This window comes from Pseudomonas sp. P2S-1 (genome assembly GCF_057197725.1).
In genome coordinates, this window is record NZ_CM170068.1 from 200,691 (window position 1) to 221,113 (window position 20,423).

Annotated in this window: 19 protein-coding genes; 10 read left to right on the forward strand and 9 right to left on the reverse strand. The window is 64.9% G+C overall.

Annotation, left to right across the window (positions count from 1 at the left end; genetic code table 11):
- Positions 1–88: 88 nt before the first annotated feature.
- Positions 89–1,366, reverse strand: a complete 1,278-nt coding sequence (locus AC2CQI_RS01000) for a bifunctional O-acetylhomoserine aminocarboxypropyltransferase/cysteine synthase (protein ID WP_484578825.1) — start codon at positions 1,364–1,366, stop codon at positions 89–91.
- Positions 1,367–1,643: 277 nt separating this feature from the next.
- On the opposite strand from AC2CQI_RS01000, the gene AC2CQI_RS01005 reads away from it, so the two are divergent.
- Together AC2CQI_RS01005 and AC2CQI_RS01010 are read left to right on the forward strand one after the other, a co-directional pair.
- The gene (locus AC2CQI_RS01005) at positions 1,644–3,101 is read left to right on the forward strand and encodes a SulP family inorganic anion transporter (RefSeq protein ID WP_484578826.1); all 1,458 of its coding nucleotides are present in this window, start codon (positions 1,644–1,646) and stop codon (positions 3,099–3,101) included.
- 113 nt (positions 3,102–3,214) lie between these two features.
- Positions 3,215–4,414, forward strand: a complete 1,200-nt coding sequence (locus AC2CQI_RS01010) for a hypothetical protein (RefSeq protein WP_075805129.1) — start codon at positions 3,215–3,217, stop codon at positions 4,412–4,414.
- A gap of 51 nt (positions 4,415–4,465) precedes the next feature.
- Here AC2CQI_RS01010 and fusA read toward each other — a convergent pair whose 3' ends face one another.
- The 5 genes from fusA to AC2CQI_RS01035 all read right to left on the reverse strand — a co-directional run bounded on the left by fusA (position 4,466) and on the right by AC2CQI_RS01035 (position 10,986).
- Positions 4,466–6,571, reverse strand: a complete 2,106-nt coding sequence (gene fusA / locus AC2CQI_RS01015; RefSeq protein WP_484578827.1) for an elongation factor G — start codon at positions 6,569–6,571, stop codon at positions 4,466–4,468.
- A gap of 213 nt (positions 6,572–6,784) precedes the next feature.
- On the reverse strand, positions 6,785–7,951 hold the full coding sequence (locus AC2CQI_RS01020) for a Gfo/Idh/MocA family protein (protein ID WP_484578828.1): 1,167 nt from the start codon (positions 7,949–7,951) through the stop codon (positions 6,785–6,787).
- Entirely contained in the window at positions 7,948–8,394 is a 447-nt protein-coding gene (gene aroQ, locus AC2CQI_RS01025) for a type II 3-dehydroquinate dehydratase (protein ID WP_075804169.1), read from the reverse strand. The genes AC2CQI_RS01020 and aroQ overlap by 4 nt, the downstream gene beginning before the upstream one ends.
- Before the next feature lie 29 nt (positions 8,395–8,423).
- The gene (locus AC2CQI_RS01030) at positions 8,424–9,803 is read right to left on the reverse strand and encodes an MFS transporter (RefSeq protein WP_484578829.1); all 1,380 of its coding nucleotides are present in this window, start codon (positions 9,801–9,803) and stop codon (positions 8,424–8,426) included.
- A 130-nt stretch (positions 9,804–9,933) separates the two neighbouring features.
- Positions 9,934–10,986, reverse strand: coding sequence for a Gfo/Idh/MocA family protein (locus AC2CQI_RS01035; RefSeq protein ID WP_484578830.1), 1,053 nt, complete (start codon positions 10,984–10,986; stop codon positions 9,934–9,936).
- Between the two features lie 91 nt (positions 10,987–11,077).
- On the opposite strand from AC2CQI_RS01035, the gene AC2CQI_RS01040 reads away from it, so the two are divergent.
- Positions 11,078–12,022: a LysR family transcriptional regulator gene (locus AC2CQI_RS01040; RefSeq protein WP_484578831.1), complete on the forward strand. Its 945-nt coding sequence runs from the start codon at positions 11,078–11,080 to the stop codon at positions 12,020–12,022.
- Here the strand turns inward: AC2CQI_RS01040 and AC2CQI_RS01045 are convergent.
- Together AC2CQI_RS01045 and AC2CQI_RS01050 are read right to left on the reverse strand one after the other, a co-directional pair.
- Entirely contained in the window at positions 12,019–12,663 is a 645-nt protein-coding gene (locus AC2CQI_RS01045; RefSeq protein ID WP_075804173.1) for a TIGR04211 family SH3 domain-containing protein, read from the reverse strand. The genes AC2CQI_RS01040 and AC2CQI_RS01045 overlap by 4 nt on opposite strands.
- A 160-nt stretch (positions 12,664–12,823) precedes the next feature.
- Entirely contained in the window at positions 12,824–13,228 is a 405-nt protein-coding gene (locus tag AC2CQI_RS01050) for a DUF7832 domain-containing protein (protein ID WP_075804174.1), read from the reverse strand.
- Positions 13,229–13,398: 170 nt separating this feature from the next.
- Here AC2CQI_RS01050 and AC2CQI_RS01055 point away from each other — a divergent pair, with 170 nt between their 5' ends.
- The 6 genes from AC2CQI_RS01055 (at position 13,399) to AC2CQI_RS01080 (ending at position 19,326) form a co-directional block, all read left to right on the forward strand.
- The gene (locus AC2CQI_RS01055; protein ID WP_484578832.1) at positions 13,399–13,896 is read left to right on the forward strand and encodes a PaaI family thioesterase; all 498 of its coding nucleotides are present in this window, start codon (positions 13,399–13,401) and stop codon (positions 13,894–13,896) included.
- A gap of 199 nt (positions 13,897–14,095) precedes the next feature.
- Complete coding sequence (locus AC2CQI_RS01060; protein WP_484578833.1) at positions 14,096–15,598, forward strand: APC family permease; 1,503 nt, start codon at positions 14,096–14,098, stop codon at positions 15,596–15,598.
- A complete protein-coding gene (locus tag AC2CQI_RS01065; RefSeq protein WP_484578834.1) occupies positions 15,558–16,145 on the forward strand; it encodes a DUF3156 family protein in 588 nt (195 codons plus the stop codon). The genes AC2CQI_RS01060 and AC2CQI_RS01065 overlap by 41 nt, the downstream gene beginning before the upstream one ends.
- 246 nt (positions 16,146–16,391) lie before the next feature.
- Positions 16,392–17,351, forward strand: coding sequence for a transcriptional regulator FeaR (gene feaR / locus AC2CQI_RS01070; protein WP_484578835.1), 960 nt, complete (start codon positions 16,392–16,394; stop codon positions 17,349–17,351).
- A gap of 141 nt (positions 17,352–17,492) precedes the next feature.
- Positions 17,493–18,716 (forward strand): multidrug effflux MFS transporter, encoded by a 1,224-nt coding sequence (locus AC2CQI_RS01075; RefSeq protein WP_484578836.1) that lies wholly within the window; start codon positions 17,493–17,495, stop codon positions 18,714–18,716.
- Between the two features lie 31 nt (positions 18,717–18,747).
- On the forward strand, positions 18,748–19,326 hold the full coding sequence (locus AC2CQI_RS01080; RefSeq protein ID WP_075804180.1) for a TetR/AcrR family transcriptional regulator: 579 nt from the start codon (positions 18,748–18,750) through the stop codon (positions 19,324–19,326).
- 93 nt (positions 19,327–19,419) lie between these two features.
- Here the strand turns inward: AC2CQI_RS01080 and AC2CQI_RS01085 are convergent, their stop codons facing one another.
- Positions 19,420–19,785 carry a cupin domain-containing protein gene (locus AC2CQI_RS01085; RefSeq protein WP_484578837.1) on the reverse strand — a complete coding sequence of 122 codons (366 nt, stop codon included), beginning with the start codon at positions 19,783–19,785 and terminating at the stop codon, positions 19,420–19,422.
- 167 nt (positions 19,786–19,952) lie between these two features.
- Between AC2CQI_RS01085 and hpaR the strand changes: the two genes are divergently transcribed.
- On the forward strand, positions 19,953–20,378 hold the full coding sequence (hpaR, locus tag AC2CQI_RS01090) for a homoprotocatechuate degradation operon regulator HpaR (RefSeq protein ID WP_009394239.1): 426 nt from the start codon (positions 19,953–19,955) through the stop codon (positions 20,376–20,378).
- The last annotated feature ends 45 nt before the right edge of the window (positions 20,379–20,423 follow it).

The following is a 20,423-nucleotide window of genomic DNA, read 5'->3' on the forward strand; positions in this document are numbered from 1 at the left end:
AGGTATGTGCGCAAGGCAATCGGAAGGAACCGCTAAAGCCCGCGCCCGCCGTTGAAATCGGGCAGGGCGGGGCTGGCGGTTTTGCGGATTATCCGCGGCTGGCGGCGAGGGCCTGTTGCAGGTCGGCGATGATGTCGTCGCTGTGCTCGATACCGATCGACAGGCGCACCATGTCGCGCGGAACACCGGCTTTTTCCAGTTCTTCGTCGTTCAGTTGGCGGTGGGTGGTGGAGGCCGGGTGGCAGGCCAGGGACTTGGCGTCGCCGATATTTACCAGGCGTACCACCAGCTTCAGCGCATCGATGAAGCGGGCGCCGGCTTGCTGGCCCCCCTTGATGCCGAAGGACAGGATCGACGCCGGCTTGCCCTGGGTGTAGCGCTGGGCCAGTGGGTGTTCCGGGTGATCCGGCAGGCCGGCGTACTTGACCCAGGCCACTTGCTCATGGGCTTGCAGATAACGGGCGACCTTGAGGGCATTCTCGGTATGCCGTTCCATGCGCAGGGCCAGGGTTTCCAGGCCTTGCAGGATCAGGAAGGCGTTGAACGGCGACAGCGCCGCGCCGGTATTGCGCAGCGGCACCACCCGGCAGCGGCCGATGAAGGCGGCGGGGCCGAAGGCTTCGGTGTAGGTCACGCCGTGGTAGGACGGGTCGGGGGTGTTGAGCAGGGCGAAGCGTGCCTTGTTCTCGGCCCAGGGGAACGTGCCCGAGTCGATGACGATACCGCCGATGCTGGTGCCGTGGCCGCCGATGTACTTGGTCAGGGAATGCACGACGATATCGGCGCCGTGTTCGAACGGCCGGCAGAGGATCGGCGTGGCCACGGTGTTGTCGACGATCAGCGGCACGCCATGGCGGTGCGCGGCGTCGGCCAGGGCCTGCAGGTCGACGATATTGCCCGCCGGGTTGCCGATGGACTCGCAGAACACCGCCTTGGTGCGCTCGTCGATCAGGGCTTCGAGGGCGGCGATGTCGTCGTGCGGGGCGAAGCGGGTCTGGATGCCGATGCGTGGCAGGGTATGGGCCAGCAGGTTGTAGGTACCGCCGTAGAGCTTGGCGACGGACACGATATTGTCGCCGACCTCGGCCACGGTCTGGATCGCGTAGGTGATCGCCGCCATGCCCGAGGCCACGGCCAGCGCGCCGACGCCGCCTTCGAGGGCGGCCATGCGTTGCTCCAGCACATCGTTGGTGGGGTTCATGATCCGCGAATAGATGTTCCCGGCGACCTTCAGGTCGAACAGGTCGGCGCCGTGCTGGGTGTCGTCGAAGGCGAAGGAGGTGGTCTGGTAGATCGGCACGGCCACCGCCTTGGTGGTCGGGTCCGGGCTGAAGCCCGCGTGGATGGCCAGGGTTTCCAGCTTCATGCAGTCGTTCCTTGAAAGAGGGTGGAGCGGCGGAGCATGGAGGTAGGGTGGCTGGATGGTCAATGACCCTATTTGGCATAAGGAAATAGCCAGAGCACCACAAAACCCTGTGGGAGCTGGCTTGCCAGCGATGAGGCCGGCTTGAGCAATGATGTTGTCAGATCGGGCCCTATCGCTGGCAAGCCAGCTCCCACAGGGGTTTTGTGTCGAGCATGGCGAATCCGGTAAGCTTGCTAACGATTTTCCCCCGCCTTGCCTGCCCCCACGGAAACCCCCGATGTCCCAGACCCCCACCAAGAACCGGGCCCTGCGCGTGCGCAGTGATATCCTCGCCGGTTTGACCACGTCGTTCGCCCTGGTGCCGGAGTGCATCGCCTTCGCCCTTGTCGCCCACCTCAACCCGCTGATGGGCCTGTACGGGGCTTTCATCATCTGCACCCTGACCGCACTGTTCGGTGGCCGCCCGGGGATGATCTCCGGCGCCGCCGGCTCCATGGCCGTGGTCATCGTCGCGCTGGTGGTCCAGCAGGGCGTGCAATACCTGCTGGCCACGGTGTTGCTGGGCGGCTTGTTGATGATCCTCTTCGGCCTGCTGCGCCTGGGCAAGCTGGTGCGCCTGGTGCCGTACCCGGTGATGCTCGGCTTCGTCAACGGCCTGGCCATCGTCATCGCCATGGCCCAACTGGAGCACTTCAAGCAAGGTGAGCAATGGCTGCAAGGCGCGGCGCTGTGGCTGATGCTCGGCCTGGTGGCGCTGACCATGGCGGTGGTCTACATCCTGCCGAAGCTGACCCGCGCCGTACCCCCGGCACTGGTGGCGATCCTCGGCGTCGGCGTGCTGGTCTGGCTGCTCGACCTGCCGACCCGCACCCTTGGTGACATGGCCCATATCGCCGGCGGCCTGCCGTCCCTGGCCCTGCCGCAGGTGCCGTGGAACCTGGAAACCCTGCGGATCATCGCTCCCTATGCGGTGCTGATGGCCCTGGTCGGGCTGCTGGAAACCCTGCTGACCCTCAACCTCACCGACGAAATCACCGAGAGCCGCGGCCACCCCGACCGCGAATGCGTGGCCCTCGGCGCGGCCAACATGGTCTCCGGGCTGTGTGGCGGCATGGGCGGCTGCGCGATGATCGGGCAGACCGTGATCAACCTCAGCTCCAACGGCCGCGGGCGCCTGTCCGGGGTGGTGGCCGGGGCGATGATCCTGCTGTTCGTGCTGTTCCTCTCCCCGCTGATCGAGGAGATCCCGCTGGCGGCGCTGGTCGGGGTGATGTTCGTGGTCGCCCAGCAGACCTTCGCCTGGGCCTCGCTGCGGGTATTGCGCAAGGTGCCGGCCAGCGATGTCCTGGCCATCGTCGCGGTGACCGTGGTTACGGTGTTCACCGACCTGGCCACGGCGGTGCTGTTCGGCATCGTCATCGCCGCGATCAACTTCGCCTGGCAGCACGCCCGCGAGCTGTATGCCGACATCCATGACGAAGCGGACGGCAGCCGGCTGTACCGGGTGCATGGAACGTTGTTCTTCGCCTCGTCGACGCCGTTTCTCGACCAGTTCGACCCGGCCAATGATCCGGCGCAGGTAACGCTGGACTGCCGGCACCTGAGCTTCGTCGATTACTCGGCGATCGCGGCGTTGAAGACCTTGCGCGAGCGCTATGAGAAGGCGGGGAAGCATCTGCGGGTGGTGCATCTGTCGGAGCGTTGCAAGCAGTTGCTGAAGCGGGCGGAGCTCTGAGCGACGGCGTACCTGATATTTCTGTCAGGTGTTTGTTTACAGCAATAGGTTTTGAATCTTCTCCAGGCACGACGCCTTCGCCCGTGTCTTCACCATTCTTAATGGAGAGCATCATGACCGACCAACGAACAAAGCGTTCACTCGTACTCGACCCCACCTTCGGTACAGGAGGGCTGGTGGAAGTCAGCCTGCCAGGCGGCAACTACGGCGCACTTATTGCGGTGACGCCGTCCCGGCGCATCATTGCGGCCGGCCTGTCTCCGGGCAGTTCGCATAGCATCACTCTGGTCAGGTTCGATCAACGCGGTGCCCTCGACCCTACCTTCGGCGTGGAGGGTGTGGCAGTCATCGAGCTTTCCGATGCCCTCGAGCACATGCTTTATCACTGCGTGGCCCTTCCGGACGAGCGAGTGGTACTGATTGGTACCCGTAAGGTGAGCAACATGATTGCCCAGGACTATTTTTTCTCCTGTGTTGGCGCGGATGGTGCCCTTGACGGTAGTTTCGGCAGCGGCGGGACAACGATAATCGCGCCGTACAACCGGGTCTTCCATGTTTTCAGCGCGACGCTGCAAAGCGATGGCAAGGTCCTTGCTCATGGAGAGGGTGTCCAGTGGCCAGAAGGCTATACGGCCAATGCGCTGATGCGCCTCGATCACGACGGGCGGCCCGATCCCACGTTCGGCGAAGATGGAGTGCATTTCGTCGAGCGCGGTCTCCGGCTTCCCGCACTTGTGGTCAGGCCGGATGGGCGCATCCTTATGGGCGGGTGGTCGGATTCGCACGCCCAAGTCAGAGGTTATGATGCGGCGGGTCAGACGGATGTATCGTTCGGCGACGGCGGGGTTGCGGATCTGCCCGTTCCCGGCGGAGAGAGCATGACCACCGAGAGCCTGGCTCTCCAGGCTGACGGCAGGGTCATCGTACAGGGCCAGATAAGCCCCAGCGACAACGACAAACGCCGCAGCTTTGTGATGAAGCTGCGCCCGCATGGCGAGCGCGACCATACCTTCAACCGCGGCGAGCCTCTGGCCCTGTCCTGGACTCCCGGCCGCGCTGTGCTGGCCGACGCGGCCGGTCGGGTGTTCGCCCTGGCCCGGGACGAGTACGTGGATAGAGCGCAGCTAACCGTGCTCACTCCCGATGGCTTCGTCGAGCAGCCGGTTTTCACCCTGCCGTTTCCTGGGGTGGAGTACCATTTCCCTGCGAATCAGTTGCTGGAGCACCTACCCGGCACCTTGTTGGTGAACGCGCAAGTGATTGACCCTGATACCCAGGTCCATCGCCTGATGATTGCTCGCCTGTTGATCTGATCGACGGCTGGAGATGACCTGTATTTCGGGCCATCTCCGGGCCGCTGCGCCTCACCCCTGCTTCTTGATGATCACCTCGGCAATGCTCGCCGGCGCTTCCGCGTACCGGGTGAACTCCATCGAATAGCTGGCCCGCCCCTGGGTCATCGAACGCATTTCGGTGGAGTAGCCGAACATCTCGCCCAACGGCACTTCCGCCCGCACCACCTTGCCCGCCGGGGTGTCCTCGCTGCCCTGGATCAGCCCGCGCCGACGGCTCAGGTCACCCATGATGTCGCCCATGAATTCCTCGGGCATCACCACCTCGACCTTCATCACCGGCTCCAGCAGCACCGCGCCGCCTTTTTGCGCCAGTTGCTTGGTAGCCATGGACGCGGCGATCTTGAAGGCCATCTCGTTGGAGTCGACGTCGTGGTACGAGCCGTCGAACACCGCGGCCTTGAGGCTGATCAGCGGATAACCGGCGACCACGCCATTGAGCATCTGCTCCTCGATGCCTTTCTGGATCGCCGGAATGTATTCCCGCGGTACCACGCCGCCAACGACCTCGTTGATGAACTCCAGGCCTTCCTTGCCTTCATCGCCCGGGGCGAAGCGGATCCAGCAATGGCCGTACTGGCCGCGCCCGCCGGACTGGCGGACGAACTTGCCCTCGATCTCGCAGGTGTTGCGGATCTTCTCGCGGTAGGCCACCTGGGGCTTGCCGATATTGGCCTCGACCCCGAACTCGCGGCGCATGCGGTCGACGATGATGTCCAGGTGCAGCTCGCCCATGCCGGAGATGATGGTCTGCCCGGTCTCCTCGTCGGTCTTGACCCGGAACGAGGGGTCTTCCTGGGCCAGCTTGCCGAGGGCGATGCCCATCTTTTCCTGGTCGGCCTTGGTTTTGGGTTCCACCGCCACCGAGATCACCGGATCGGGGAAGTCCATGCGCTCGAGGATGATCGGCTTGTTGATATCGCACAGGGTGTCGCCGGTGGTGACGTCCTTCATGCCGATCAGCGCGGCGATATCGCCGGCGCACACGGCCTTGATCTCGGCACGCTGGTTGGCGTGCATCTGCACCATGCGCCCGACCCGTTCCTTCTTGCCCTTGACCGAGTTGAGCACGGCGTCGCCCGAGCTGAGCACGCCGGAGTAGACCCGGGCGAAGGTCAGGGTGCCGACAAAGGGATCGGTGGCGATCTTGAAGGCCAGGGCCGAGAACGGCTCGTTGTCGTCGGCGTGGCGTTCCAGGTGCTTGTCCTCGTGGTCCGGGTCGGTGCCGTTGATCGCCGGGATTTCCGAGGGGGCGGGGAGGTAGTCGATCACCGCATCGAGCATCAGCGGCACGCCCTTGTTCTTGAACGACGAGCCGAGGATCGCCGGGACGATCTTGTTGGCCAGGGTGCGCTGGCGCAGGCCGGCCTTGATCTGCTCGTTGCTCAGTTCGACGCCGTCGAGGTACAGGCTCATGAACTCATCGTTGGCCTCGGCGGCGGCCTCGATCATATGGGCGCGCCACTCGCGGGCCTGGTCCAGCAGTTCGGCGGGGATCTCTTCCTCGCGGTAGCTGGTGCCCTGGTCGTCATCGTTCCAGAAGATCGCCTTCATCTTCACCAGGTCGATCTGCCCGGCGAAGTTCTCCTCGGCGCCGATGGCCAGCTGGATCGGCACCGGATGGTGGCCGAGGCGCTGGTCGATCTGCTTGACCACGCGCAGGAAGTCGGCGCCCTGGCGGTCCATCTTGTTCACATAGGCCAGGCGTGGCACATGGTACTTGTTGGCCTGGCGCCACACGGTTTCGGACTGCGGCTCGACCCCGTCGGCGCCGCTGAACACCACCACCGCGCCGTCGAGCACGCGCAGGGAGCGTTCCACCTCGATGGTGAAGTCCACGTGGCCGGGGGTGTCGATGATATTGAAGCGGTACTTGTCGGGGAACTGCTTGGTCGAGCCTTGCCAGAAGGCCGTGGTCGCCGCCGAAGTGATGGTGATCCCGCGTTCCTGCTCCTGGGCCATCCAGTCCATGGTCGCGGCGCCGTCGTGGACCTCGCCCATCTTGTGGTTGACCCCGGTGTAGAACAGGATGCGTTCGGTGGTGGTGGTCTTGCCCGCGTCGACGTGGGCGACGATGCCGATATTGCGGTACAGCTCGATGGGAGTGGTGCGCGCCATGAGGGGTCACCTGTGCTGCGTGGGGAGGGTGGTATTTCCACGGTAGCAGAGGCTGGGGGTTGTGCTTGGGTGGGTGCCCGGTGGTTTGGACCTTCTGTTGATACTGATGGCCTCATCGCCGGCAACGCCGGCTCCCACAGGTATCGCGTGCGCCGCTGAACCTTGTGGGAGCCGGCGTTGCCGGCGATGAGGCCATCAGCAGCACAGCAAAAGTCAGCTGACTTCAGTCCACCTGCCCTCAGCCCGATCCGATCGGACACAGGCATCGATAAAGCTCATCCCCTTCAACCCATCCTCCGCCGTCGGGCACAGCATCCCCTGGGCACTCGGCGCCCGTTGCTCACGCCTTGCACGAATCCGCTCCGCCGCCTCGCTGTAGATATTGGCGAACGCCTCCAGCAAACCTTCCGGCTGCCCGGCCTTGATCCGCGTCGACAACCGCGCCGACTCGCTCAGCCAGGCCTCGCCACGGCGCAGGATCTGGTGCGGCTGGTCCTGATAACGAACCTCCAGACGCTCCGGATCCTCCTGGTGCCAATACAGCGAGCCCTTCGACCCGAACACCCGCAACTGCAGGCCATGCCGGTGCCCGGCCGCGACGAAGCTGGCCCAGAGCATGCCCCGCGCGCCGCTGTCCAGGCGCAGCTTGACATGGGCGTTGTCGTCGCTGGCCCGGCCCGGCACCAGGGTGCTGAGCTCGGCCGAGACTTCGCTGATTTCCTGGCCGGTAACGAAGCGCAGCAGTTGGTGCGCATGCACGCCGACATCCGCCAGCACCGATGACTGCCCGGATTGCGCCGGGTCGGTGCGCCACATCAGCGCCTTGGCGCCTTGCTGTTCCAGCGGGTGGGTGCCGAAGCCGGTGGCGTGCTCGACCTGGACCAGGCGCACGTCGCCGATGACACCCTTGGCAATCAGCTCGCGGGCTTCGCGGATCAGCGGGTAGCCGCTGTAGTTGTGGGTCAGCAGGTGCAGGGCAGGGCCGCGACGGACCCGCTCCAGCAGCACGTTGGCCTCCTCGATGTTCACCGCCAGCGGCTTGTCGCTGATGACGTCGATACCCTGGTCGAGAAACGCCAGGCTGGCCGGCACATGCACGGCATTCGGCGCCATGATCGCGGCGGCGTGGATGCCGTCCTCACGGGCGGCCTCGGCCTTGGCCATGGTCTGATAGTCCGGGTAGACCCGGTCCGGGGCCACGCCGTAGGCCTCGGCCGCTGCGCGGTTGCGCGCCGGGTCGCGGGCGAACACGCCGGCCACCAGTTCGAAATGACCGTCCAGGTGCGCGGCATAGCGGTGGGTGGAGCCGATGGACGACTCCAGGCCGCCGCCGACGAAGCCCAGGCGCAGGCGTTGGCCAGGATTGGAGAGGGTTTTCACGCGTTGCCTCCTTGCAGTTGCTTGGCGAAATGCTCGATGGCCAGGACATAGCCGTGAGTGCCGAAACCGGCCAGCACCGACTGCGCCACCAGGGACACGTAGGAGTGGTGCCGGAAGGCTTCACGGCGATGCACGTTGGAGATGTGCACCTCGATCACCGGCACTTCGGCGGCGATCAGCGCGTCATGGATGGCCACCGAGGTGTGGGTCCAGGCGCCCGGGTTGATGACGATGCCGGCCACGCGGCCGCGGGCCTGGTGGATCCAGTCGATCATCTGGCCTTCGTGGTTGGTCTGCTGGAACTCGATGGCCAGCTCGTGCCGGCTGCCGGCGGCGCGGCACAGGCTTTCGACATCGGCGAGGGTCTCGCGGCCATACACCTCGGGCTGGCGCAGGCCGAGCATGTTGAGGTTGGGGCCATTGAGGACGAGTACGGTTTTCATGTGCAGGGTTTCCATTTCAGGCCTGGTATTCAGGCATTGGTACTGCGCAGGGCCTGGGCCCGTTGCGCGTCATAGGTCGTCTTGTCGAGGGCCACGGCATCGGGCTTGCCGAGCTGGTCCAGCGGGGTGCGGTAGGTTTCCGGGGCGCTCCAGGCGGCGATCGCCGAGATCGCGGTGACCACGCAGGTGATGGCGCCGATCATCAGCGGCACGTTGTCCGAGCCCGGCGGGGCCACGGCGGTGAACAGGGCCGGGAGCAGGGCGGTGATCATGTAGCCGATGTTCTGCGCCACGGCCATGGCCGAGACCCGGTAGTGGGTCTGGAACTGCTCGGGGAAGAAGCTCGGGAAGATCGCGTTGTAGCCCTGGTAGATCGTGCCCCACATCAGCAGCGAGGCGGCGAAGGCCAGCGGCACGCTGTGGATGCTGATGGCGTGCAGGTAAAGGAACGACATCAAGCCGCAACCGATCGCCGCGCCGATGATCAGCGGACGCCGGCCGATGCGGTCGGAAAGGTTGCCGACGAAGGGAATCACCATTACCGCGACGATATTGCCCACCACCGGAATCCACAGGTACACGCTCTTGTCGAAGCCGATGCCGTAGGCCGGTTGCACCGCATAGGCGGCGCCGAAGATGGTGGTCACCACCGGGATCACGTTCATCAGCGACACGCCGAACACCACCAGCATGCCGTGCCAGCTGTACTTGAAGGCGTCGCGGATCGGCGAGCGGGTGCGGGTGACCTTTTCCACCTTCTGCACGAAGGCTTCGGGCTCCTTGACCTCGCGGCGGATGATGAAGGCGGCGATCAGCACGGCGGCGCTGAGCAGGAACGGGATGCGCCAGCCCCAGCTGTTGAAGGCTTCCTCGGGCATGAAGTAGGCCAGCGGCAGGAAGATCGCCGCCGCCAGCACCTGGCCGGCCTGCACGCCCTGCAGGGTGAAGCTGGCGAAGAAGCCGCGGCGGCCCGGTGGTGCGTGTTCGAGGATCATCGAACTGGCCCCGGCGATCTCGCCAGCCACGGCGAAGCCCTGGATCAGGCGCAGGATCACCAGCAGGGCCGGGGCCCAGTAGCCGATCTGGCTGAAGGTCGGCAGCAGGCCGACGGCGAAGGTGGCGATGCCCATCAGGAACATGCACAGCAGCAGGACGTTCTTGCGCCCGCGGGTATCGCCCCAGTGACCGAGCACGAAGGCCCCGACCGGGCGCGCCAGGTAGCCGACGCCGTAGGTGGCGAGGGAGGCGATGATCGCCAGTTTCGGGTCGCCGGCGGGGAAGAAGATCTGCGGGAAGATCAGCGCGGCGGCCTGGGCGTAGATGAAGAAATCGTAGTACTCGAGGGCGGAGCCGACCCAGCCGCTGGCGGTGGCCTTGCGGGTTTGCCGGGTGTTGTCGTGTGTGGCCATGGTGTTCACTCTTGTTGTTTTTATGGTGGTCTTGAGGGCCTCATCGCTGGCAAGCCAGCTCCCACAGGGTCCAGCGGTGCATGCGATACCTGTGGGAGCTGGCTTGCCAGCGATAGGGCCCGAAAGGTCTCTACAACGCTTGGGTTGAAACGATTTGCCCGGTCCGTGCCGCCTCGCTGATCGCATCGACGATCTGCAGGTTGCGCAACCCGTCCCGCACACTCACCAGCGGCTCGGCCTCACCGCGAATCACCTGGCAGAAATGCGCCAGTTGCCGCGCCAGCGGATCAGCTTCCTGCAACCCCGCCACCGCCGTCTCGAACGGCTTCCACCACGAGCGGTCCTCGCGCTTGCCGTAGTACTTCAGGCGCATCGTCGGGATCGACAGCGAGCCCTGGGTACCGGCGAGCACATAGCAGTCCTCGTCGTCGTAGCTCGGGTAGTCATGGTTCTCCCGCGCCGTCTGCTCCCAACTGCGGGCACAGGCGGCGGTGTCGGAGAGCATGAAGGTGCCCAGCGCGCCACTGGCGAAGCGCAGGCTGATGGACACCGTGTCTTCCACCACGAAGCCCCGGGTGGCACTGGATGCCTGGGCCTGCACCGCGACGATCTCGCCGCACAGCGACCTCAGGTTGCCGATCTCGTGGATCATGTTGATCAGCACCGGCCCGCCCCCGGCCTCGCGGCGCCACGGGGCGGCATCGAAATAGTCGTCGGGCTTGTAGAACAGCGCGCTGCCCATCACCGCCACCAGGTTGCCCAGCACGCCCTCGGCGATCACCTCCCGGGCCTTTTCCAGGATCGCACTGTGGGCGCGGTGATGACCGACCAGCAGCTTCGCCCCGGCCTGTTCGGCAATCTCCAGCAGGCGCTTGCCTTCTTCCAGGGTGTGGGCGACCGGTTTTTCGATCAGTGCCGGCACGCCATGGGCGACGCAGGCGAGGGCGCCTTCGACGTGCAGTTGGTTGGGGGTGGCGAGGATCACGCCATCGGGGCGCTGGCTCGCGAGCAGGCTGTCGAGGTCGCTGAACAGCGGCACGCCGAGGCTTTCAGCGAAGGCGGCGGTTGCCGGCAACGGGTCGACGATGGCGGCCAGCTCGCAGTCCTGGCTGGCCTGGATCAGTTCGATATGGCGGCGGCCGATCAGCCCGGCACCGGCCACGGCAATGCGGATCTTCTTCATGGGTCTCTCTTGTTGTTTTGAGGTCCTGCTTCAAGGCAAGGCAGGTTGTGTGAGAGGCTAAATAAAAAGTCCCAGGAGATAATCGGGCGTAATGAAGAATCAGAATGTGCTCACAGCGAATAATGAGCCGCTGCTGCGCGACCTCCAGCTGTTCTGCGAAGTGGCCCGGCGCTCCAGCTTTATCGCGGCTGCCAGCGAGACCGGGCTGTCGCCGGCGCATGTCAGCAAGCGCATCGCCACCCTGGAGGAGCAACTCGGGGTCAAGCTGTTCAACCGCACCACCCGGCGGGTGAATATCACCAGCGACGGCGAGGCGGCCTTTGTCTGGGCACAGAAGATCCTCGAGGACGTCGGGGCGATGGTCGATGCGCTGTCCGGCGGGCAGCGCGAGCCGCAGGGGACGCTGCGTTTATGCACCAGCCTGCGCCTGGGCCGCGAACATATCGCGCCGATCCTCTCGCTGCTGCGTCGCCAGTACCCGGCGCTGGAGGTGTGGCTGGAGCTGCTGGACCGGCGCGTCGACCTGATCGCCGACAACTTCGATATCGATATCCGCGTCGGCGAGGTGCAGGAGAAACACCTGATCGCCCACCGCATCGCCGAAAGCACCCGGGTGCTGGCGGCGGCGCCGGAATACCTGGCCAAGCGCGGCGTGCCCAAGGTGGCGGCGGACCTGGCCCAGCATGACTGCCTGCTGTTCCGCAGCCGCGACGATCGTTTCGGGGTGTGGCGTCTCGTGGGCCCCAACGGCGCCGAGACGGTCAAGGTCACCGGGCCGATGGCCTCAAACCACAGCGATATCGTGCGCCAGTGGGCCCATGACGGCCACGGCATCATCATGGCCTCGCGCTGGGATATCGCCGGCAGCCTGGAGAGTGGCGCGCTGGTCCAGGTGCTGCCGGCCTGGCATCAGCCGGCAGATATCTGGGCGGTGACGGCGGTGCGCTCGTCCAGTTCGGCCAAGGTGCGGGCCTGCGTGGCGTTCCTGCGGGAACAGCTCGCCAGCGGGCCCTATGCGCTGACCCGGGAAGATTAAGCCCAGCCGCTGCTGCGTTTGCGCCCGCGGGTGAGCATCGGCAGGATCAGGCCGGCAAGCAGACCGGCCCCGGCGATACCGCCGCCGTAGACCATATAGCGCATCATCACCTGCTTGTTCTCGTCGCCGAGACGGGCCTGGGTGTCACGCAACTGCGACTGGGCCTGGGCCAGTTCCTCGCTGAGGGACTGGTTGCGGGCCTGCAGTTCGTCCACCAGGTTCTTGCGCGAGTCGGAGGTTTCCTGCAGGCCCTGGACGCGGTTTTTCCAGCTGTCGTCGATGGTCTTCAGTTCCTGTTCGAGCTGGGTCACGCGCTCGGTCAGTTGCGGCAGGCGCTCGGCCTGGCCGGGCACGTCTTGCAGGTCGTTGCTGGAGATCCACACGGTATCGCCGGATTCGCCACGGACCTGGCTGTAGCTGCCTTGGGTGCCGAGCAGCTTGACCTTCTGCCCGGATTTCAGGGTGCCGACCAGGCGATGGCCGTCGGTGGGGCCGCTGCGTACGTAGGTGCTGAGGCTGTCGCTGACCCAGCGATCATCGCTGGCGGGTTCTTCGGCGTGGGCGACGGTGTTCAGCAGGAGGCCGGCGAACAGCGCGGGCAGCACGGCGGAGCGTGCGCGGAGAGGGCGAAGCAGGCGCATGGTTATCTTCCCCGAGAAGAAAAAAATGAAAACCGCCGACCGGCATGCCTGCCGCCAGCGCAACGAAAAAAGGGGATAACCGTTGGACGTCCCCGGGGCCTGTCAGTCAGGGAGTGCCGCGACAAGCCACCGCGAAAAGACCATTTTTATCGCGTCAGGTTCACTGACCGGCCCGCCATTGGGCGAACCGTTGGTCGAGGCGCGCTTCCAGGAGGTCGTAGTGTTCCCAGCTGGCACCGGGCTCATCGATGCTGACCATGCCCAGCAACTGGGTCAGGTCGTCGGGCAGGGACGGGGCCTGGCGGCCGAGGTAGTGGGCGGCGAAAGCGTTGCCCTGGCGGTTGAGGTCTTCGTCCACCAGCAGGTTGTCGCAGCACAACTGGAAGAAGCGGGCGGGGGTCAGCAGGCGCTCGGCGAGGGCCTGGATCTCGGCGTCGTAGTCGGCCTTGAAGTCGCGGCTGAGCAGGTCGCGGGTCGCGCTCCAGGCGAGGAACAGCCCGGTGTAGGGCGCGTGGCGTGGGGAACCATCATCGGCATAATGCCAGCCGGCATCTTGAAGCATCATCGCAGCAGTCCTTGTTCTGATGTGGGGCCTTGCTGGGGTTGTAGCTTACTCCTTCCCGGCATGGCCGGAAGCCATATGAGACCTAATGACGCAGACAATGCCCCACTTTGAATCAGAAAGGAGAGAGCGTTAACATCTGAACTTTCCTACAAAAACAAATCTGGAAACAAATGACTTCCCAAGTTCTCTCCCTTCAGGACCTGGCGGCGCCGGATGGCGTCTGCTACGGCTGCGGCTCGGCGCACCCGAGCGGCCTGCACCTCAAGAGCCACTGGGCCGACGACGGCGTCCATGTGGTCTGCACCCATTCTCCCGACAGCACCTTCTGCGGCTGGCCCGGCCTGGTCTATGGCGGCTTGCTGGCGATGCTGGTCGATTGTCACTCCAACTGGACGGTGATGGCGTATCACTACCGGGCCCAGGGGCGCGAGCCGGGGTCGTTGCCACGGATCGACTGCGTGACCGGGCATCTGGGGCTGACCTACCTCAAGCCGACCCCGATGGGCGTGGAGTTGACCTTGAAGGCGCGGGTGGAAGGTGAACTCGGGCGCAAGACCCGGGTGATCTGCGAGGTGTGGGCGGGGGATGTGCTCACGGTGACGGCGGATTCGGTGTTCGTGCAGGTGGATACGGAGCGGTTGAAGCAGAAGGCGCATGGGCAAGGTTGATGTGTAGTCCTTGAGGGCCTCATCGCTGGCAAGCCAGCTCCCACAGGGATCGCGTGCACCGCAAACCTTGTGGGAGCAACCTCCCTCTCAAGGCCTGGCAGCCAGCAACAAAACCCCCGGCAGCCTGGGGCAAGACGTGGCAATGGAGTGCGGCGCACAGTGACGCACAACCATAACAACGGCACTTGAGGTCTTCACCATGTCGCTCAACGACACGCTCAGCGCGCACCTTAACCGGGGCACGATCGGGTTCCCCACCGCCCTTGCCAGTACCATCGGCCTGATCATGGCCAGCCCCGTCATCCTGACCGCGACCATGGGCTTCGGCATCGGCGGCAGCGCCTTCGCCATGGCGATGCTGATCGCGGTGCTGTTGATGCTGGCGCAATCCACCACCTTCGCCGAAGCCGCGGCCATCCTGCCGACCACAGGCTCGGTCTACGACTACATCAACTGCGGCATGGGCCGCTTCTTCGCGATCACCGGTACGCTCTCGGCCTACCTGATCGTCCACGTCTTCGCCGGTACCGCCGAGACCATCCTCGCCGGGGTCATGGCCCTGGTGAACTTCGAGCACCTCAACACCCTGGCTGAATCCGCCGGCGGCTCCTGGCTGCTGGGCGTGGGCTTCGTGGTGGTGTTCGCGATCCTCAATGCCTTTGGCGTCAGCGCCTTCGGCAAGGCTGAAATCATCCTCACCTTCGGCATGTGGACCACACTGATGGTGTTCGGCGTACTCGGCCTGATCGCCGCGCCGGCAGTGGAGCTGGAAGGCTGGTTTGGCGAGTCGATGGTCGGCACCGACCTGATCACCGTGCTGTCCCTGGTGGGCATGGCCATGTTCATGTTCGTCGGCTGCGAGTTCGTCACCCCGCTGGCCCCGGACCTGCGCCGCTCGGCGCGGACCATGCCACGGGCCATGGCCCTCGGCCTGCTAGGCGTGGCCAGCTGCATGTTCATCTACGGCGCGGCGATGAAGCGCCAGGTCGAGAACGTGGTGCTGGACGCCGCTTCCGGCGTGCACCTGCTGGACACGCCGATGGCCATCCCGAAATTCGCCGAGCAGGTGATGGGCGATATCGGCCCGCTGTGGCTGGGCGTCGGCTTCCTGTTCGCCGGCGCCGCGACCATCAACACCCTGATGGCCGGTGTGCCGCGCATCCTCTACGGGATGGCCGTGGACGGCGCGCTGCCGAAGGTCTTCACCTACCTGCACCCGCGCTACAAGACCCCGCTGCTGTGCATCCTCGTGGCCATGCTGATCCCGTGCCTGCACGCCCTGTACCTGGGCGGCAACACCGACAACATCATGCACCTGGTGCTGGCTGCAGTCTGCGCCTGGAGCACCGCGTACCTGCTGGTGACCCTGTCGGTGGTGATCCTGCGCATCCGCCGCCCGGACCTGCCGCGAGCCTACCGCTCGCCGTTGTTCCCGCTGCCGCAGATCGTCTCCAGCGTCGGCATCCTGCTGGGCATGTGGTTCATCACCCCGCCGGGCATGGACCCTGCGGACGTCTATGTGCCGTTTGCCTGGATGCTCGGTGGTACGGCGGTCTACGCGCTGTTCTGGACCTTGGTGGTACAGCGGGTCAACCCGTTCAAGCCAGCGGTCGTCGAAGAAGTTTTGGCGAAGGAGTTTGCCAACGAACCTGGAGCCCATCATGGCAGCCACTACGCCGAACCTCTGGCAAAAACTGTTTGATCGCGCACCCTCGGGCTATCGCCCGGGGGTGACCCTGGAGCACCTGCGGCGCAACCTCGGCCTTGCCGGGTGCCAGGTGCTGGAACCCGGCCGGGCGCGCTTCAGCCTGGCCGGCGGGGTGGAGTTCGAGGTGCGCGAGCGCACCGAGTCGCAGTTGCTGATGCACATCGTGGTCTGCGAGTTTCGCCTGCAGTGCAGTGCCGCTTCAGAGGGCACTGCGACCCTGGAAATGCACCACACTGGCGCGATTCGTCGCAGCGGTCTGGGCTGGAAGCAGAAGGGCGGTGAGGCGGGTTTGATGGAGCGCCTGCGCCAGCGCCTGGAGCAGGACCAGGGCCTGTACCAGGCGCTGATGCCGCTGGACTTCAAGCGCCTGCGCCTGGAGCGTGCCGAAGGGCAGTGGACGCTGGTCCTGGAGCATATGGGCGGTAGTGAAGTTGTTAACCGGATGCCGGCGTTTCGGCGGTATATCCGGGTGGATTCGCAGCAGAGCGAGTTGTTGCTGAGCGCGTTGATCGGCTTCAAGAAGCTGCTGGAAGACCACTGATCCGAAACCGCTGCAAAACCCTGTGGGAGCTGGCTTGCCAGCGATGAGGTCGGCCTGGGCGAAGATGTTGTCAGATCCGGCCAAATCGCTGGCAAGCCAGCGCCCACAAGGTCCGCGTAAACCGACCTAACGAAAGGTTGGCACTCAATATGCTTTCACACACAGGCTTACAGAATTGTTGCGCGCATATAGATAACATGTTAACTATTGCCCGACAAAAACAAGATGCCACTGTGGAGGTACGTCATGAGTATCCATCAGGCTACCGGCTCGGCCCTGGATCGCTGGAACGCGGCGATGCAGGCAACGTGCGGGTATTTCGAAACCGAACTTGCGTTCAACCGCTCGCTGTTCATCGGCGAGATTTCCACCTGGTCGCGGGGTGGGCTGGGCATGGCCAACCTGCGCACCAACGCCGGGGTGATCCGGCGCAATGGCCTCAAGGCCGATCGCGACAATGACCAGCATTGCTTCCTGGTCAGCCAGCGCACCGGCTTTTCCCAGATCACCCAGAATGGCACCAGCCTGCAACTGGCCCCCGGCGAGATGCTGCTGATGGACTCGGTGGGCGCCTGCGAAATCACGCCCTTCGGCCTGATCGAACATGCTTCCCTCGGGCTGTCCCGGGACCAGGTGTGCCGGCAACTGGGCGGCGAGCAGCGGATCTTCGGCAAGATCTCTCAGAGCAAAGCCTGCGGGCGCATGCTCCACTTGCTAATGGACCAACTGTGCAAGGAAAGCAGTGCCCAGGATGGCGAGCAGGCCGAAGGCGACGCGCTGCACAGTGCCTTCCTCTCGCTGCTCGGCTCGGCCCTCGAAGGCAGTGACCCGGACAGCCGCCTGCCAGCCTCGCTGCAAGGCGCCGACCTGCGCAGCTACGTGCAGAAGGTCATCGACGAGTCCCTCGGCCAACCCGGCCTGACCCCGGTCAGCCTGGCCAGCCGCCTGAACATTTCGGTGCGCCACCTGTATCGCCTGTTCGAGGAGCAGGGCGACAGCGTCTGCCGCTACATCCAGCGCGCCCGCCTGCAGCGCAGCGCCGACGACCTGGCCAACCCGATCCACAAGACCGAATCCATCACCACCATCGCCTACAAGTGGGGCTTCACCGATTCGGCGCACTTCAGCCGGTCGTTCAAGAAGCAGTACGAGCAGTCGCCCAAGGACTTCCGCAGCAGCAGCCTTGCGGGTCTGGTCCTGAGCTAAGAGACATTCAAGCCTGTTGTTGACTTGACCCTTGACCGGGTTGCCTTTAGGCTCGCCCAAGCTATCTACCTACCGGTCGTTAGGTGAAATAATCGCCTGGCGACCGGCATCCGTTTCATCCCTCACTTGGAAGAGCTTGAAATGCAAATCCCGGAATCAGCCCCGACCCCTCACGTCCGCTTCGCCGTGGCCCTGGCCCTGATTGGTGCCCTGGGTCCGTCGGCGGTGGACATGTACCTGGCCAGCCTGCCGGGTATTGCCGAGGAGTACGGGGCGTCCTATGCCAGGGTGCAACTGACCCTGACGGTTTTCCTCCTTGCCATGGGCGCCGGACAGCTGCTGTTCGGGCCGGTGGTGGATACCCTGGGGCGGCGCCGGCCGTTGCTGGTGGGGCTGGCGGTGTTCGTCGCCAGCTCCCTCGCCGCCGCCCAGGCCGGCAGCCTGGATGCGCTGCTGCTGGCGCGTTTCGTCCAGGGCCTGGGCAGCGCCCTGACCCTGGTGGTGATCATGAGCATGGTCCGCGACGTCGCCGAAGGCGCGCGGGCGGCGCAGATCTTCGCCCTGCTGATGACCATCGAAGGCCTCGCGCCGGTACTTGCGCCGGCCCTGGGCGGCTTTATCGGCGCGCACTTCGGCTGGCGGGCGATCATGCTGACCTTGGCTGGTTTGGGTGTGCTGGTGCTGCTGAATTCGGCCTGGGTGCTCAAGGAGACCCTGCCGGTGGACAAGCGCATGGCCTGGCGCCCCAGTGACTTCCTGCGCACCTACGCGCGCATCGCCCGGGACGGTGCCTTCCTGCGTCCGGCGCTGGCGCTGTCGGCGGTGTTCTTCTACCTGTTCGCTTACATCGGTGGCGCGGCGTTCGTCTACCAGACCCACTTCGGCCTGTCGGTGGAAGCCTTCGGCGCGCTGTTCGGTGCCACCGGCGTGGCGATCCTGCTCGGTGCCATCACGGCCGGCCGCCTGGTCGCGCGCAAGGGCCTGGTGCGCCTGGCGCAGTGGGGTGCAGGCTCGATGCTGCTGGGGGCGCTGATCGCCTTGCTCGGCACGCAGCTGGGCGCCGGCCTGTGGGGCATTGTCGCCGGCATGGCCGTGGCGATGTTCGGCCTGGGGGTGGCCGAGGCGACCCTGATGTCGCTGGTCATGTCTTCGCAAAGCCGCGCCCTGGGTTCCACGGCGGCGCTGCTGGGCGCCATGCAGTTGATCATTTCGTCGTCGGCAACGCCACTGTCAGGCATCATGGCGCCCCTGGGCGCGGCGCACTGGGCGTTGTTGCTGGCAGTGGCGGCCTTGCTGGTGGCCGCGCTGGTGTATGCCAGCACCCGTAATGTACCGGTGGAACTGAACAGCCTGGCCGGTCATTGATATTCGCCCGTTTGATCAAGGAAGTTATGCAATGAGAGTCCTGTCGCCTTCGGCGGAGAAGATTTGTCTGGTAGCGGTCGAGCAGTTCGCCGAATCCGGCTACGACGCCGCCTCGCTCAACGACATCGCCGTGGCGGTGGGCATGCGCAAGCCGTCGCTGTATGCGCATTTCAGCGGCAAGGTGGACCTGTTCGAGGCGGTGTTCGAGCGGGCCATCGAGGCCGAGCGCCTGTATGTCGAAGGTTGCTTCGCGGGCGATGGCGGGCTGCCGGGGGCGCTGTATGCACAGCAGTTGTCCGAGCGTTTCCTGGAGTCGGCGCATTTGCGCTTCCTGCTGCGGGCGGCGTTCTTTCCGCCGGCGGATCTGCGGCCGCTGGTGTCCTCGGGGTTCGAGGGTTACCTGGCGCGGATGGGCGAGGTGTTCGGCAAGGCGCTGGAGCAGCAGTTTCCGACGCTGGACGGGGAGAAGCGTGAGTTGTTCGTGGATGCCTACCTGGGGGTCATCGACAGTCTGATCGTCGAGCTGATCTATGCGGGGCAGGCGGCGTATGAGCGGCGGTTGCGGGCGATGTGGACGATCTTTGCGGCTTCGCTTCGGGCTGCTGTGTAGATCTTGAGGGCCTCATCGCTGGCAAGCCAGCTCCCACAGGACTTGTGGGAGCTGGCTTGCCAGCGATGAGGCCCTTAAGACCTATGAAGAAACTCAGGCCACCGCGAAGTAATGCTTCACGAAGCTCTCGCTCAGAATCTCCCATAGCACCGGCGTGCCCTTGGTCACGAACCAGCTGTCACCCACCTTGTACTCGGTCACCTGGCCGGTGCTTTCATCGGTCAGGCGCACTGCGCCAGTGACCACCACGGCCTGTTCGTTGAACGGGTAGACCATGCGGAACTTGCCCTGGGTCGTGCCGAAATACGCGCTGCTGACCGTGTCGGTCGGCGCACCGAAGGTCATTTTGCCGAAGGCGCGCACTTCACCTTCGAGGATCTCCGAGCCGAGGTCGGCAACGGTGCCCCAGGCGTCGAGTTCGCTGAGCTGGATATTGTGTTGGGCAGCGTGAAGAGGCATGGCAGGGTTCCTTTGAAACAGGGAAGAAAGGTGGTCATTAACGCCGTTGCGTCGAACCCTGTCTTGCCCATCCGTGCCGGGGCATTTGATCGGTGATGCCAGGCACTGTTGCCGGCAGGGCTTTTTGTTAAAGTGTTAACAAAATAACCTGAGCACCGTATTTCTTCATGTCCAGCCGTCCTCGTCAGTCCCTGACCCTTACCCTGTTGCAAGCCCGCGAAGCCGCGATGCGCTTTTTCCGACCTTCCCTCAACGAACACGGCCTGACCGAGCAGCAGTGGCGGGTGATCCGCATCCTGCGCCAGCAGGGCGAGATGGAGATCTATCGACTGGCCGACCAGGCCTGCATTCTCAAGCCGAGCATGACCGGGGTGCTGGTGCGCATGGAGGCGGCGGGGCTGGTGAAGCGACGCAAGGCCGAGACCGACCAGCGCAGGGTGCTGGTGGAACTGGCGGAGAAGGGCGAGCAGTGCTTTGCCTCGATGAGCCAGTGCATGGAGGCCAATTACCAGGCGCTGCAGGGGCAGTTCGGGGAGGAGAAGCTGAAGCAGTTGCTTGGTTTATTGGATGAACTGAAACAGGTTCGGCGGTGACTGTACTGGCCTCATCGCTGGCAAGCCAGCTCCCACAGGGTTCGC